The sequence below is a fragment of the Bradyrhizobium sp. JHI2711 genome (genome assembly GCF_056156565.1).
Map to the genome: position 1 here is coordinate 567,511 of NZ_JBPZPT010000001.1, position 14,165 is coordinate 581,675.

Here is a 14,165-nt window from a genome sequence, read left to right on the forward strand (position 1 = left end):
CGAGGACCCTCATGGACATCACGCTCGCCGGCACGCGGCCGACCCGCCGCGCGCCGAAGGAACACTTCACCGGCACCGTGTGGCAGGACCCCATCAACATGGCGCCGGCGCCTGCACGGCTGAACGTCTCGCGCGTCGCATTCGAGCCGGGCGCGCGCACCAACTGGCACCACCATCCGCTCGGGCAGACGCTCTACGTGATCTCGGGCGTCGGCCGCGTTCAGACCAAGGGCGGCCCGGTCCAGGAAATCCGTCCCGGCGACACCGTCTGGATTCCGCCGGGTGAAGTGCACTGGCACGGCGCATCGCCGACCAACGGCATGTGCCACATCGCCATGCAGGAAGCGCTCGACGGCGTCTACTCGACCTGGCTGGAGCCGGTCACCGACGCGGAGTATGGCGCGGCGGTGGGCTGACTCTCGTGTCCCGGACAAGACGCATCGTCCAAGGCGATGCGTCGCCGATCCGGGACCCAGATCTTCGACCCACTGAGAGCACTGGGTCCCGGCTCTGCGCGGCAACGCTTCGCGCTGCCGCTTGTCCGGGACACGGCACCTAAATCTTCTCCGCGGTCCACGTGCCCGTGCACATGGCGCCGCGCCAGGTGCCGGAGCCGGACGCGCCGCTGAGCCGGCCGAAGCCAACGGCACGCTTGATGCCGGTGCTCAGGGTGACCTTGATGTTGCCGGCATCGGCGACGCGCCCCGACGCCGTCACTGCGGCGCTGCTCGAGGCGATCTGGCCATTATTGATGCCGATGGAGACCGTCGCGCCGTTGCCGCAGGCCTGGCTTGATGAAGCAATGCGGACGTTCCACGCGCCATCGAACGTGCTTGTCGCAGCGTCGGCCTGCGCGAGCGGGACAGCGATGACGACGGCGGTGGAGAATAGAGCCTTGCGAAACACGTTCATGACACGCCCCTGTGGTTGACCATGCGGGGGACCGTGACACGCGTGCGGAACCGGCGATGTGAGGGCTGTCACGTGCGCAGAAGGCTGTGTGAGCCTGCGCACGCCGGCACGCCAGGGCGCAAAAGCAAAGGACCCGCATCGCGGGCCCCTTGTCTGCGTAAGAACGATCAGGTGGATCTCAGTTCACCCGCGTCCAGGTCTGGCCGCCGCAGAACATGCCGCCGAAGGCGCAGCCCTGCACCCGCAGCCGGTCGGTGCCCTTCATGGCGATCGTCGAATCGTAGGTCGAGCCCGAGTTGGGATCGAGGATGCGGCCCGACCATTTCTGGTCCTTGCCCGCCTTCATGTTGATCAGCACCTGCTCGCCGTTCTGGTTCGACTTGCTGTCGACCGAATAGCCGCAGAGGTTGGTGCCGCATTGCTCGATGCGGACCTTGCCTTCCTTCTCCTCGGTGAGCCAGACGCCGACCGGCGAATTGAGGTCGCGCGTCGGCGCAGTTGCAGGTGCAGGCGGCACTGCGGCCGCCTGAACGCGAGCGGGAGCAGGCGCAGGTGGCGGTGGCGGGGCTGGCGGAGCCGCAGCCACGGCCGGGGCGGGCGGCGGGGCCATGGCGGGCGCGGCTTGCTGCTCGACCGGCGCAGGGGCCGGCGGCGGCGCAGGTGGTGGCGCCACAGCCGTTTGGGCCGGCATATTGGTCGCGGTCGTTGCCGCCGGGGGAGCCGGCGGGGGAGGCGCAGGCGGCGGCGCGACGGCGGCAGCCGCAGGTGCCTGCACGGCTGCGGGCGGCGCAGCAGGAGCGGGAGCTGGGGCCGGAGCAGCCGGCGCCTGCGGGTCGACCGTGGCCTGCTGCGGCGCCGTCTCGTTCTTCTTGGCCTTCTTGGGCTTATTCTGGCCTGTGTTGTCGTAGACGCCGGGGATCTGCACCGTGCCGCGGTCCGGATCGATGCGGATGGTGCGCCCGCCATATTCAAACGTGTACTGCGCCTGCGCGGCAGTGCTCGCCAAAAGGAATGCGGCCGTGGCCAACAGCTTCCTCATTTCCGTCTCCTGAACAGGTGGTCCCCGCACCGACGCTTACGCGCCGGCTCGCTTGCAAAAAGTGATCTAGATCACTGTCGTTGCTGTGAGTCGTCTCCCGGCGGTTCCGGGTTCAATAGGCCCGGAGCCGGTCCAAAGTTTGGCGAGGCAAAGCGACGGAAGGACACGGCCTTATCGAACCAGGCCGGGTAGATCTTCTTGCAGGCGCCGTCTTCCATGGCAATGTGCAGCCACTGGTCGACCGAAAAGCGGACAACTCGGAAGGCAGAAATCGAAGGGAATCCTTGAAGTGACGATCTCGATCTACGAGGCCTCGGTCGGCCTGTTCGTGCCCTATTTGCGTAACCTGTCGGCGCTGCTCGACAAGGGCGTCGCGTATGCCGAGGCCCGGAAGTTTGATCCGGCGATTTTGCTCGGCATGCGCCTTGCGCCGAACATGTATGACCTCGCCCAGCAGGTCGGCGAGGCCTGCCGCCATGCCACGGTCGCGCCGGCCCTGCTGGCGCAGTGCGAGCCGGTGACGCTGCCGGCGCTGGAGCATGACATGGCCGGGCTGCAGGCGCGCATCGCAACGTCGATCGAGTTCATCGAGAGCCTGCCGCGCGCGGAGATCGATGTGGCGGCGGATCGGAATGTCTTCTTCAGATTGAAGAACGGCACCGAGCTGCCCTTCACCGGGCGGACGCTGCTGCTGACGTTCAGCGTCCCGCAATTCTTCTTTCACGTCACCACGGCCTACGACCTGCTCCGGCACGCCGGCGTCGAGCTGGTGAAGAAGGATTATCTCGGCAGGAAGTGAGGTCTTACGCTTCGCCCTTGCGTTCGTAATCGGCGAGCGAGCTGCGGCCGGCGATCTCGCTGCGCAGCAGCTCGAAGCGCCGCTGCGCCTCGTCTTGCTGGGTGTCGACGAAGCGCACCGCGGCCTCGCTCGTCATGGGACCGCTGACCACGGGCGCGGATTGCTCGCCGATGGTCTCGTGGACATAGTACTGGCCGTCATCGCCGCGATGAACCGTCCATTTCAGACGGATCGCGACCATGGGTCCGGGACCAACCTTGCTGTAGCCATCGGCATCGGTGTGCTCCGGCGCCAGCGGCTGCTCCTCGACCACGGGATGCTCGTCGATCACCGGATGCTCGTCCACGATCGGCGGCTCGTCCGACGCGATGTGCTCACGCTCTCCGGCGACCACGATTTCGGTCTCGGTCTGGCGAATGACGAGAACGGGCTCGGGGTGCTCCAGGATGCTGGCGATGGTCGCCAGCGCGTGGTCGGTCGGGTCGATCTCTGACAAGGGTCCATCCTCCAGCTCGCCGCGCCGGCCAGTCTGTCCCACCGCCGCCGCGTTTCAAGCCCATTACGCGCGTTTGATTAAGGCTGAGTTGGGGCCCGATCTGCACCAAAATGGGACGCTTTCTGGCCTTCCGAAGGCGGGCGAGCGCGCGCCGACCTTCATAATCTCAGCCCAGCACGTCCTGGTTGATGACGTTCTGCCTGATGGGATCGCCGTCCAGCACGCTCAAAATATTGCGCGCGGTCTGCTCGCTCATGCGGCTCACCGCCTCGACCGTGACGCCGGCCACGTGCGGGGCCATGATGACGTTGGGCAGCGCGAACAGCGCGTTGCTGACCGGCGGCGGCTCCACCTCGAACACGTCGATGCCGGCGCCGGCGAGCTTTCCGGACGTCAGTGCGTCATAGAGCGCCGCTTCCTTCACGATGCCGCCGCGCGCGGTATTGATGAGGTAGGATCTATCCTTCATGCGGCCGATCCTGTCGGCATCGAACAGGCCGACGGTCTCCGGCGTCTTCGGGCAGTGGATGGTGACGAAGTCGGCGTGAGGCAGCGCGGCATCGAGGTCGGTGACCGGCTCGCATCCGGCCGCCCTAATGTCGGCGGCGTCCTTGTAGGGATCGTAGACCTGCACCTTCATCTCGAACGCCAGGCAGCGCTTCGCTGTGCGGCTGCCGATGCGGCCGAAGCCGATGATCAGCACGGTCTTGCCGTAGAGGTCGAACGGCAGCATGCCGAGCCGGTCGGCCCAGGTGCCCTCCTTGACGCAGGAATGCAGCTCCTGCGCGCGCTTAGCCAGCGTCAGCATCATGAACAGCGCCGCCTCCGCAACCGAGGGCGAATTGGCGCTGCCGGCGACCATCAGCGGCACCTTGCGGCGGGAGAGGGCGGGCACGTCGACGGCGTCGTAGCCGACGCCGATGCGGGTTACCACCTTCATGTCACGCGCGGCCTCGAGCTCGGTCTCGCCGAAGGCGGTGGCGCCCAGCGCCACGCCATGGACCGGCGCATGGCTCTTCAACAAGGCCTCGAAATCCTTCGCCGAGATCAGGTTCGGAAACTCGACGAGCTCGATATCGTCCCGCTGGGTGAGGAGGGCGCGAGCCCCTTGCGACAAAGTCTGCGTAACGAAAATCTTCTTCTTGTTGGTCGCCATCGCTCCCCTACCTGCTCGCTTTTCTTGGATCGCGGCGTCACAACACGACGCCGGTCTCCTCATTTAGCAGGTGCATGTTGTTGAGGTCCATCGCCAGGCGCATGGGTGCCCCGTCCTTGGCGCCGGCATTGGGATCGACGCGGCCGCAGACCGGCGTGCCCTCGAGCCCGAAATAGACCAGCGTCTCCATGCCCATCGGTTCGGTGACGTCGAGCACGGTGTCGAAGGTCTCGACCCCGGGCGCCAGATGCGCATGCCACTCGGTGAGATGCTCGGGACGGAGGCCGAGCAGCAGCTTGTCGGTGCGTGGCAGCGCGTTGTAGCGCGCGGCGCGGGCCGGCGGCAGCGCGAAGGCGAGGCGGTCGGTGAGGCGAATCTGAAGCGTGCCGCCGACATCCTCGAGCCGGCACGGGATGAAGTTCATCGCGGGCGAGCCGATGAAGCCGGCAACGAAGCGCGTCGCCGGCTTGTGGTAGAGCTCGTTCGGCGTGCCGATCTGCTCGATCTTGCCCTTGTTCATGACAACGACACGGTCGGCCAGCGTCATCGCCTCGACCTGGTCGTGGGTGACGTAGACCGTCGTGGTGCGCACCTTCTGGTGCACCTTCTTGATCTCGATCCGCATCTGCACGCGGAGCTTCGCGTCGAGATTGGACAGCGGCTCGTCGAACAGGAAGACCTTGGGATTGCGCACGATGGCCCGGCCCATGGCGACGCGCTGGCGCTGGCCGCCGGAGAGCTGCTTCGGCTTGCGGTCGATCAGATCGGTGATGTCGAGGAGGCGGGCGGCTTCGGTCACCCGCGCCTTGATCTCGGCCTTGGGATAGTGCTTCAGCCGCAGCCCGAACGACATGTTCTCCGCGACCGTCATATGCGGGTAGAGCGCGTAGTTCTGGAACACCATGGCGATGTCGCGGTCCTTCGGCGGCACATCGTTCACGATATCGCCGCCGATCATGATGTCGCCGTCGCTGATGTCCTCGAGGCCTGCGATCATGCGCAGCGTGGTCGACTTGCCGCAGCCGGAGGGGCCGACCAGCACAATGAACTCATGGTCGGCGATGTCGAGGTCGATGCCGCGCACGGCTTCGACATCGTCGTAACGCTTGACTACCTTCCGCAAGGAAACGTCGGCCATTTCAGTTCAACCCTCCGCTTTCAACCCTTTGTCGCACCGGCGGTAAGGCCGGCAATGTAGTAGTCCATCAGGAAGGCGTAGATGATGAGCGGCGGCGCGGCTCCGAGCAGCGCGCCGGTCATGATCTGTCCCCAATTGAAGACGTCGCCCTTGATCAGCGTGGTGATGATGCCGACCGGCAGAACGAGCTGGTCCGTTGAGGTCGTGAACACGAGTGGATAGAGGAATTGCGCCCAGGATACGGTGAAGGCGAAGATGGTCGCGGCAATCAGCCCGGGCAGCGCGACCGGAATGAAGATCCGCGTCAGTGTCTGAAACCAGGACGCTCCATCGATGATGGCGGCCTCGTCGAGCTCTTTGGGGATCGAGGCGAAGTAGCCGATCATGATCCAGGTGCAGAACGGGACCGTCAGCGTCGGATAGATGAAGAGCAGCACGTACCATCTGTTGATCAGCTGGACTCCCGTCCAGTCGCCGATCAGCGCGAACATCTTGAATAGCGGAATGAACAGCAGGCTGTCGGGGACGAGGTAGGTGAGGAACACGCCGGTGGCGAGTGTCGCCGAGCCCCAGAACTTCATGCGTGCCAGCGCGAACGCGGCCGGCACGCTGATCAGCATGGTGAGGGTCACCACGATGATCGAGACCCACGCCGAATTCCAGAAGAAGCGCAGGAACTGGTTGGACGTCAGCAGCTCGGCATAGTTGTCCAGCGTCGGATGGAACACCCACCAAGGGTTGGTCGCCGCCGAAATCTCGGCGCTGCTCTTCAGCGAGGTGATCAGCATGTAGAGTGGCGGCGTCAGCGAGAAGATCGCAAACAGCACCAGGAAGAAGTAGGACCAGCGCAGCGCCCAGGCGCGGTCGCGGCTCATGCTGCCGTATTTGACGTTGCGGCGCGGTCCGGCCTTGTCGATTGTCATGATGCTCATCAGGCCTCGTTCCCGCGTTTGTTGACGTCGCGAAGGATGAAGATTGCGGCGACCGCCAGGATCGGCACCATGAACAGCGAGACGCTGGCGCCGAGCGGAATGTCGCTGCCCTCGATGCCGACCCGGAACGCCCATGTCGCAAAGATATGGGTGTGATCCAGCGGGCCTCCCGCGGTCAGGATGCGCACGATGTCGAAATTGGCGAAGGTGACGATGAGGGAGAACAGCGTGGTGATCGCGATGATGTTGCGCATCATCGGCAGCGTCACATACCAGATGCGCTGCCACCAATTGGCGCCGTCGATGGCGGCGGCCTCGTAGAGCTGATCGGGCACCGATTTTAGGGCGGCCAGATACATGATCATGAAGAAGGGCGCGCCATACCAGACGTTGACCAGGATCACGGCGAAACGCGCCCAGGCGGCGTCGCCGGTCCACGGGATGGGCCCGATACCGAAAAATGCAAGTGTGTAATTGAAGGCGCTATAGGACGGGTCGAACAGCCAGAGCCAGGCAAGCGTGCTCATCGCGGGCGGGATCACCCAGGGCACGAGCAGCATGCCGCGCCATTTGCGCTGGCCCTTGGCCGGAATGTTGTGAACGAAATGCGCGACGACGAATCCGATCAGGGCCTTGAAGACCACGGCCGTGATGGCGAAGATGCAGGATTGCTTGACCACCAGCCAGAATGTGTCGCGCCTGAACAGGAACTCGAAATTGCCGAAGCCTACAAACTTCTGCATCGACTTGTTCAGCGTTGCCAGATGCAGCGAATAGAAGGCCGGATAGACCACGAGCAGCGTGATCAGCAGGATCAGCGGCAGCGTCATCAGGAACGCCACGGTCGATTTCCGCCTCAGGGCGTTGTGCAGGCTTGCACGTTTGTGGGCGCTCGCAGGCCGGGCGACGCCGGGTTGCCGAACTACGGCATCAGCCATGATGGATCTTCCTCGCAGGATCGTTCGCACGGAAGCCGGCGGAACCGGCTTCAGAAATTGATGCTTGTGGCGGCAGCTAGACCGGGCGGCTCACGTCCAGCGTGAGCCGCCCGTCTCTGTCTCAGCTTCGCATGAAGCCTTCGCACTCGCCTTCCGCCCAAGCGAGCGTCGCCTCCATCTTCTCGCCCTGCGCGTAGCGGAGGCACATCTTGGTCAGCGTGGCCTGCGCGTAGATCTGCTGGGCGATCTTGGGCGGAGCAGGAGAGGCCGCAATCGACAGCGTCTGGTGATTGTGGGGATTGGGGTAGTGATAAAGGGTGCCCTTCGGCGGCCCTTCCTCCTGCCAGGTCTTCAGCGTCGTCATGTTCGCGTAGGCCGGCAGGTCGTAACCGCCGCTCGCGGCCACGAACTTCTCGATCGATGACGGCTGCGACAGATGCGTGAGCAGGCTCTTCGCCGCTTCCTTGTTCTTGGAGAAGCTCCAGGTCCCCCAGAAATAAGGCAGGTAGGGCGCATAACGGCCTTTCGGACCGGACGGCATGCCGTGGGTCCAGCACTGCTCTGCGACCTGCGGCGCGTCGCGCTTGGCGACCGCCCACGCGCTCGGAGGATTCATGATCAGCGCGCCTTTGCCGGAGATCAGCCACTTATTGTTGGAGGCGTCATCCCAGGCGGCGACGTCGGGCGGCAGGACCGCGATAAGCTTCTTGTAGAATTCGAGCGCCTGGCGAACCGCGTCCGTCTTCACCGTGAGATCGCCCTTGGCATTGACCAGCTCAGCGCCGAACGACTGGAAGATGGCGCCGGCAGTGTCGGTGCTGTCGGTGGTCTCGCCCAGGCCGATGCCGAAGGGCACGCCGCCTTTTTGGCAGGCCTCGGCCGCCTTCAGGAATGTCTCCATGTTCCAGTTGTCGGCCTTGGGCTGGCTGCCCGCCGGATATATTTCCTGGATATCGATATTGGCGAACTTCTTCAGGAGATCGATGCGGGAGCAGGGCCCCTTGATCTGGCTTCCGATTGTTGCGGGCACCGCAAGCCATTTGTTGCCGGCCCGTCCCAGATATTTGACGGTGCCGTTCACGTCGCCGTTCTGCTTGATGATCGGCTCCATGATGTCATTGACCGGCTCGAGCAGTTCGGCATGGGCGTGCGGCCACCATGTCGGCATTGCCAGGACATCGTGACCTGATTTCGCCGCCGCCTCGGCCGCGATGGTGAGCTCGATCTTCTTGCCCTGGCTTGTGATGTAGTCGATTGAAATCTCGACCTTCTCCTTCGCCGCCCATTCGTTGACGAGCTCGGTCGAGGCCTTGTTGGCGCCCGGCACCCAATGGTCCCAGAAGCCGATCGAGAGCTTGCCGGCGGCGTAAGCGCCCCGGACATAGGGCGCCGAGATCAGCGCCGCGGAGGACATTGCAGTGGCAGCCACAAATTGACGTCGCGTCAGTGTCTTGCGTGACATCTCGTTTCCTCGCTTGGGTGTTGTTGTTGGAGTTTCCTCTGAGACTTCTTTCTTGAGTTCTTGTTGTCGATTTTCTTGTTGGTGCCGTCGGCCCGCGTGGGCAATTCACGCCTGTCGCAGCAAATTGGTAGCGCGATCAGATCATGATTGATCGCGTCTGTCGAGAAAGCCGAACGGCTCCGCGTCCAAAACTCATGTTGTGCCCGGAAAGGTCGCAACGTCTGGCAAGGCGATAGGGCCGCAGGCGCAGCGCACGGTGTTTTTTTTGCGACGCACACTTCGCGCCAAACGGCCTCGAACGCTGCCGTGCGCAATTGCGCCTCAGTTTCGCAAGAGGCTGGATAACCGCTTCGCTTGAAAGACCTTTCGGGCGTGGACAGCAATCGGCCGCGTCTGGACCTCGAAGTGGCGGAAACGATAGAGTTGCGCCTAGCGGCTGATCCTCGCTGACAGGCCAGATCGATGATGGAGACGAGAATGATCAAACCGGCGGCACCAGCGCGGCTTCATCTGCGGCGATGCCTGGCGCTGGGGTCTATGCTCGCGCTGTTGCTCGGGGCCGGCGCGGTGGCGAATGCTCAAGGTCTGGTCAAGGGCGTTCAGGAAGGCGCCGCGGCCGGCAACAAGGCGGCAGGTCCGGTCGGTGGTGTGCTCGGTGGCGCCATCGGCGGCGTGGTCGGCGTTTTCACCGGCGTGCTCGGTGTCGGCAACACCAACACCGGCAATCAGGCGCCGCCGCCCAAGGAGACCGGCAAGGACGCGGCTAAGGATTCCAAGCAGCAGGGCGGGGCCAAGGACAAGGATGCCAAGAGCGCCAAGGGCAAGAGCGCCAAGGCGACCAAGGAGGCGAAGAACGCGCCGCAGGACAACAAGGGTAAAGACAACAAGGAAGTCACGGTTCTGACCCAGCCCGGTGCGCCGCAGCTGACTGCCGAGCAGATCGTCGCGAACAGCGATTCCTACATCGAACGGATCAAGAGCGAGCTGAATCTCACGCCGGATCAGGAGAAGCACTGGTACGGATTCTCGAGCGCGATGCACTACCTCGGGCATAATGGCGCAGAGCGGCTCAACCTGAGGATTGCGCGCGCCAAGCGCGATCCGCCCGACGACATCATCGAGCAGATGCGCAACGAGGCCCAGTTCCTGATCGATCGCGCCGGCGATCAGCGCAACGTCGCCGATGCCGCCGAGCCGCTCTTTTCGAGCCTCGACGACAAGCAGAAGCAGGTGTTCATCCAGGCGATGGTGCGGCTCAGCCACGAGCGCGGACTGGATTGATCAAGTTGAATCGGTTCGGGCGCGTGTGAATTAACGGCGCCCGCCACGAATTCGTGTATCTACAGCGCAATTCGGTTATGCTTAGCTTCGCACGGCTGATTGCGGGGTTGATATGGCGGACGGACTCTCCGTTTTCCTGGTCGAAGACGAGGCGTTGATCCGGATGATGATCGCCGACATGGTGGAGGAACTCGGCCACCACGTCGTTGCGGAGGCAGACAATGTGCGCGACGCCAGCGCCTTTGCCATGACCGCGCAGTATGATCTGGCCATCCTCGACATCAATCTGATGGGCGTCTATGTCGACCCCGTCGCCGATTTGATCGAACGTCGTGGAAAACCGTTTCTGTTCGCCACAGGCTACGGTCCGGAACTGCTGCCGTCCTTGCTCCGGCGCAGGCCGATCCTGCGCAAGCCGATCGCGATGGATCAGCTCAAGGCGATGATCGATTCGATGTTTCCCGAGCCGTCAGCCACTATCCCGAGCTGACCGATCGCGCTTTTGCCGCCTGGCGGGAAGAACTCAACCGCCAGGGCTGCGGCCGTTCCTCAGCACCCTTGCAATGGTATGAGCCGTCATGGCCGCGCGGTCCGAAGCGCGCTGGGCAGCCAGCTGGTCGCGGGCCTTTTCCTCGATCAGGAGCTCGATGAGCGCCAGCCGCTTGTCTTCGCTGTCCGCTTCGCGCAACAGGCGGTGATAGCGGTGATAGTCGAAACCCGAATCCTGCTTACGCATGTCACGCCCCCGCAACTACGCCACACACGGGTAGATTGTTTCTCATCGGGAACACACAGGCAAGCAGAACCTGCGTGGAACCGCAGGTGCGCCGCAAATCAGCTGTGCATGACGGGAACTCGCCGCCTGAGACCGCTACTCAGCCGGAATTGTGCTCGGCAAACGTCGTCAGGCCGAGGAAGCTCGCATCGGGCTTGATCACGAGCCTGGTCGGGATGTTGCGCAAATAATCCTGGAACCGTCCCTTGGCTTCGAAGCGTGCCCGGAACGCAGAGGCGGCGAGGAACTCGCGGAAGCGCGGCACGATTCCGCCGGCGACATAGACGCCGCCGCGGGCGCCGAAGGTCACCGCGAGATTGCCGGCGACCGAGCCGAGGATGGCGCAAAACATTTCGAGCGTCGCGCGGCTGACCGGACAGCTGTTCTCCAGGGCCGCCTTGGTGATCCCGGCGGCATCGCGATGCGGCACCTGAACGCCGTCGATCTCAGCCAACGCTTCATACAGGTTTTGCAGCCCCGAGCCCGAGAGGGCACCGCGCTCGATCGAGACATGGCCGAGGCGCTGCCGCAAGCAGGCGATCACGCGCTCCTCGCGCTCGTTCTCCGCCGGCAGGGTCGCATGTCCAGCCTCGGTGACGACGGCCAGTCGCGAACCATGGCGGTCGACCAGGCAGGACACACCAAATCCGGTTCCAGGCCCCACGACCAGCAACGGCTCGCCGGCCAAGCCGTCGCCGCCGCCGAGTGGGACCAGGTCTGAAGGCTCCAAGGCGGGCAGGGACCAGGCCACGACCTCGAAATCGTTCAGCACATGGACGCTGTCGAAGCCAAGCGCGGGCTGCAGCTCGTTGCCGTCGATGACCCAGGGACTGTTGGTCATGACGCAGCGATTGTTGGTGACGGGACCAGCCACGGCCAGCACCGCCCGATGGGGCTGCTCGCCGTTGGACCGGCGCGCCAAAACGTCCGCGATGGCTTCACGCACGGTCGGGAAGTCGGCGACCTTGACATAGTCGATCGGTCCGGTCTGACCGCTCGGGCTCAGCGCGAAGCGCGCATTGGTGCCGCCGATATCGGCGAGAAGAATTTTTCCGGTCTTGCCGATATTCATGGCCTCATCGCCGCCACGACCTTCAGGCCCTGGCAGCCCTGTCCTCCGCTGCTTCGACCCGATCCGCCTGGCGCGGGCGGTGCGAGAATCTGCGCTTGGGTGCGCCTAGTCAACACGGACGAGGTCAAACCGTTGCATCGTGGCGGCCAGGGTGACCAATTCGCGCAGCTGCCGCGCGTGCCAGTGGTTGCGAAGCCGCGCGGGAAGGCCGACACTGAGGTGGTCGCCCGGCGCCGTCGCGCCCGGCAGATCGAAATGGGACGGCGATGAAGATTTCCGACCGCGACGTGTTGCTGGTGATCGACGTGCAGAACGACTTCTGCACCGGCGGGGCGCTGGCGGTACCAGGGGGCGAGAAGGTCGTGCCCGCCATCAACAGGATCGCCCAAAAATTCGCCAATCTGGTGCTGACCCAGGACTGGCATCCGAGCGACCACGTCTCGTTCGCGCCGAACCATGCCGGCAAGCAGCCGTTCGAGACCATCGAGCTCGACTATGGCCGGCAGGTGCTGTGGCCGACGCATTGCGTGCAAGGCACGGCCGGCGCGGAATTTCATCGCGATCTCCACGTGACACGGGCAAGCCTCGTGGTGCGCAAGGGCTTTCGCCGCGGCATCGATTCCTATTCGGCGTTGTTCGAGAACGACCATCGGACACCGACCGGATTGCTTGGTTATTTGCGCGAACGCGAGCTGAAGACCGTCTTTGTCGCAGGTCTGGCGCTGGACTTCTGCGTCCGCTTCTCGGCGGAAGATGCGCGCAAGGCAGGGTTGGAGGTGGCCGTCATCGAGGATGCCTGTCGCGGCATCGATCTCGACGGCTCGGTCGCGGCGACCCATCGGAGTTTTCGGGACCTCGGCATTGCCGTCGTGAGCCTCGAGGCGTTTCTGTGAGGATGTCGAGGTAGCCATGGTGGACAAAACCGCCAAACCGCCACGTGGGCCAGCGCAGGCTCCTGATGATCCGCGGCTCTGGCCGTTTGCCGCAGCGCAGCTCGCCATGGACGCCTGCTTGTGGTGGCTGGAGCGGGCACCCGAGCAACAGGGTGACAGCAGCCTGCCATGGACGACTCCGAGCCGCATTGCGCTGGAGCTCGCAACGATGCGCTTGCGCGATTGCTCGCAGACCCGGTCGGGCCAGCCGGCGCTAGTCTGCGCGCCCTATGCGCTGCACCGGGCCCTGATCGCCGATTTCGCCCCAGGCCACAGCGTGGTGCAGTCGCTGCAAAACGGCGGCATCGACCGGATCTATCTCACCGACTGGCGGTCAGCGACGCCGGACATGCGCTATCTCTCGATCGACAGCTATCTCGGCGATCTCAACGTCGCCATCGACGAGATCGGCGCGCCGGTCGATCTCGTCGGGCTGTGCCAGGGCGGGTGGCTGTCGCTGCTCTATGCCGCGCGCTTTCCAGGCAAGGTGCGGCGGGTGGTTCTGGTCGGTGCTCCCGTGGACCTGTCGATCGAGTCCTCGCTGGCCCGGCTCGCCCGCAACGCGCCCGAGCTGGTCTATGACCAGCTCGTCGCGCGCGGCGGCGGCAATGTCAGCGGCGAGGAGATGCTGCGCTTCTGGTCCAAAACCCCTGACAACGACGATATCAGGACGGCATTGCAGCGGGATCTCTCGGACGAGCAGGGCTCCGAGCTGCTGGCGCGGTTCGACCGCTGGAACACCGAGACGCTCAACCTGCCGGGCACTTATTATCTCGAGATCGTCAACGCGATCTTCCGGGAGAACCGCATCGCCGAGGGCCGTTTCGTCGCGCTCGGGCGCCCGATCGATCTGAAGGACGTCAAGGCGCCGATCTTCCTGCTCGCCGGCCTCGACGACGATGTAGTGCCAGCGACGCAAGCGCTGGCCACCGCGGGGCTCGTCGGTACGCCACCTGCCTTCGTTGCAGCGGCATCCGAGCCCAGCAACCACCTCGGCCTGTTCATGGGCGCGCGCACCCATGCGCATGCCTGGCCCCGGATCGCCGGGTGGCTGCGCGGCGATCTGCCCGGCGTGCTGGCCCGCAGCGCCTGACCTCGCCGGCACTGGACCGGATGGGGCGCAAATCCGTTATGCATGACGGCGGATGGCCTGCACGGGGCCAGATCGATGGGCTAAATATGACCGGAGCTGACGGCGGTGGCCGCCGGCGAGAGATTTGAGGGTACTGCGCT

16 protein-coding genes are annotated in these 14,165 nt (G+C 64.5%); 6 read left to right on the forward strand and 10 right to left on the reverse strand.

What is annotated here, in order from left to right; translation table 11 throughout:
- Positions 1–11: 11 nt before the first annotated feature.
- Positions 12–416 (forward strand): (R)-mandelonitrile lyase, encoded by a 405-nt coding sequence (locus tag ACTEK7_RS02735; protein WP_036012436.1) that lies wholly within the window; start codon positions 12–14, stop codon positions 414–416.
- Between the two features lie 139 nt (positions 417–555).
- Here the strand turns inward: ACTEK7_RS02735 and ACTEK7_RS02740 are convergent, their stop codons facing one another.
- Together ACTEK7_RS02740 and ACTEK7_RS02745 are read right to left on the reverse strand one after the other, a co-directional pair.
- A complete protein-coding gene (locus tag ACTEK7_RS02740; protein ID WP_225115000.1) occupies positions 556–912 on the reverse strand; it encodes a hypothetical protein in 357 nt (118 codons plus the stop codon).
- Between the two features lie 178 nt (positions 913–1,090).
- Entirely contained in the window at positions 1,091–1,951 is an 861-nt protein-coding gene (locus ACTEK7_RS02745) for a DUF2147 domain-containing protein (protein ID WP_474807376.1), read from the reverse strand.
- A gap of 301 nt (positions 1,952–2,252) precedes the next feature.
- Between ACTEK7_RS02745 and ACTEK7_RS02750 the strand changes: the two genes are divergently transcribed.
- Positions 2,253–2,750, forward strand: a complete 498-nt coding sequence (locus tag ACTEK7_RS02750; protein WP_225143752.1) for a DUF1993 domain-containing protein — start codon at positions 2,253–2,255, stop codon at positions 2,748–2,750.
- A gap of 4 nt (positions 2,751–2,754) precedes the next feature.
- Here the strand turns inward: ACTEK7_RS02750 and ACTEK7_RS02755 are convergent, their stop codons facing one another.
- From ACTEK7_RS02755 to ACTEK7_RS02780, 6 genes are all read right to left on the reverse strand, one after another.
- Positions 2,755–3,246 (reverse strand): hypothetical protein, encoded by a 492-nt coding sequence (locus tag ACTEK7_RS02755; protein ID WP_036028083.1) that lies wholly within the window; start codon positions 3,244–3,246, stop codon positions 2,755–2,757.
- A gap of 166 nt (positions 3,247–3,412) precedes the next feature.
- A complete protein-coding gene (locus tag ACTEK7_RS02760; RefSeq protein WP_225138492.1) occupies positions 3,413–4,402 on the reverse strand; it encodes a hydroxyacid dehydrogenase in 990 nt (329 codons plus the stop codon).
- Between the two features lie 37 nt (positions 4,403–4,439).
- Positions 4,440–5,540 carry an ABC transporter ATP-binding protein gene (locus ACTEK7_RS02765; RefSeq protein WP_225148761.1) on the reverse strand — a complete coding sequence of 367 codons (1,101 nt, stop codon included), beginning with the start codon at positions 5,538–5,540 and terminating at the stop codon, positions 4,440–4,442.
- Between the two features lie 20 nt (positions 5,541–5,560).
- Positions 5,561–6,472, reverse strand: coding sequence for a carbohydrate ABC transporter permease (locus ACTEK7_RS02770; RefSeq protein WP_225148762.1), 912 nt, complete (start codon positions 6,470–6,472; stop codon positions 5,561–5,563).
- A complete protein-coding gene (locus ACTEK7_RS02775) occupies positions 6,472–7,410 on the reverse strand; it encodes a carbohydrate ABC transporter permease (RefSeq protein WP_057029220.1) in 939 nt (312 codons plus the stop codon). The genes ACTEK7_RS02770 and ACTEK7_RS02775 overlap by 1 nt, the downstream gene beginning before the upstream one ends.
- 121 nt (positions 7,411–7,531) lie before the next feature.
- Positions 7,532–8,872 carry an ABC transporter substrate-binding protein gene (locus ACTEK7_RS02780; RefSeq protein ID WP_036012401.1) on the reverse strand — a complete coding sequence of 447 codons (1,341 nt, stop codon included), beginning with the start codon at positions 8,870–8,872 and terminating at the stop codon, positions 7,532–7,534.
- 477 nt (positions 8,873–9,349) lie between these two features.
- Between ACTEK7_RS02780 and ACTEK7_RS02785 the strand changes: the two genes are divergently transcribed.
- Positions 9,350–10,153, forward strand: a complete 804-nt coding sequence (locus ACTEK7_RS02785) for a Spy/CpxP family protein refolding chaperone (RefSeq protein ID WP_225148763.1) — start codon at positions 9,350–9,352, stop codon at positions 10,151–10,153.
- A gap of 112 nt (positions 10,154–10,265) precedes the next feature.
- The gene (locus ACTEK7_RS02790; RefSeq protein ID WP_036012398.1) at positions 10,266–10,643 is read left to right on the forward strand and encodes a response regulator; all 378 of its coding nucleotides are present in this window, start codon (positions 10,266–10,268) and stop codon (positions 10,641–10,643) included.
- Positions 10,644–10,676: 33 nt separating this feature from the next.
- Here ACTEK7_RS02790 and ACTEK7_RS02795 read toward each other — a convergent pair whose 3' ends face one another.
- A complete protein-coding gene (locus ACTEK7_RS02795) occupies positions 10,677–10,889 on the reverse strand; it encodes a hypothetical protein (RefSeq protein WP_036012396.1) in 213 nt (70 codons plus the stop codon).
- 139 nt (positions 10,890–11,028) lie between these two features.
- The gene (glk, locus tag ACTEK7_RS02800) at positions 11,029–12,000 is read right to left on the reverse strand and encodes a glucokinase (protein ID WP_225148764.1); all 972 of its coding nucleotides are present in this window, start codon (positions 11,998–12,000) and stop codon (positions 11,029–11,031) included.
- A 266-nt stretch (positions 12,001–12,266) separates the two neighbouring features.
- Between glk and pncA the strand changes: the two genes are divergently transcribed.
- Positions 12,267–12,893, forward strand: a complete 627-nt coding sequence (gene pncA, locus ACTEK7_RS02805) for a bifunctional nicotinamidase/pyrazinamidase (RefSeq protein WP_036028076.1) — start codon at positions 12,267–12,269, stop codon at positions 12,891–12,893.
- Positions 12,894–12,909: 16 nt separating this feature from the next.
- A complete protein-coding gene (locus ACTEK7_RS02810; protein ID WP_225148765.1) occupies positions 12,910–14,025 on the forward strand; it encodes an alpha/beta fold hydrolase in 1,116 nt (371 codons plus the stop codon).
- Positions 14,026–14,165 lie beyond the last annotated feature (140 nt).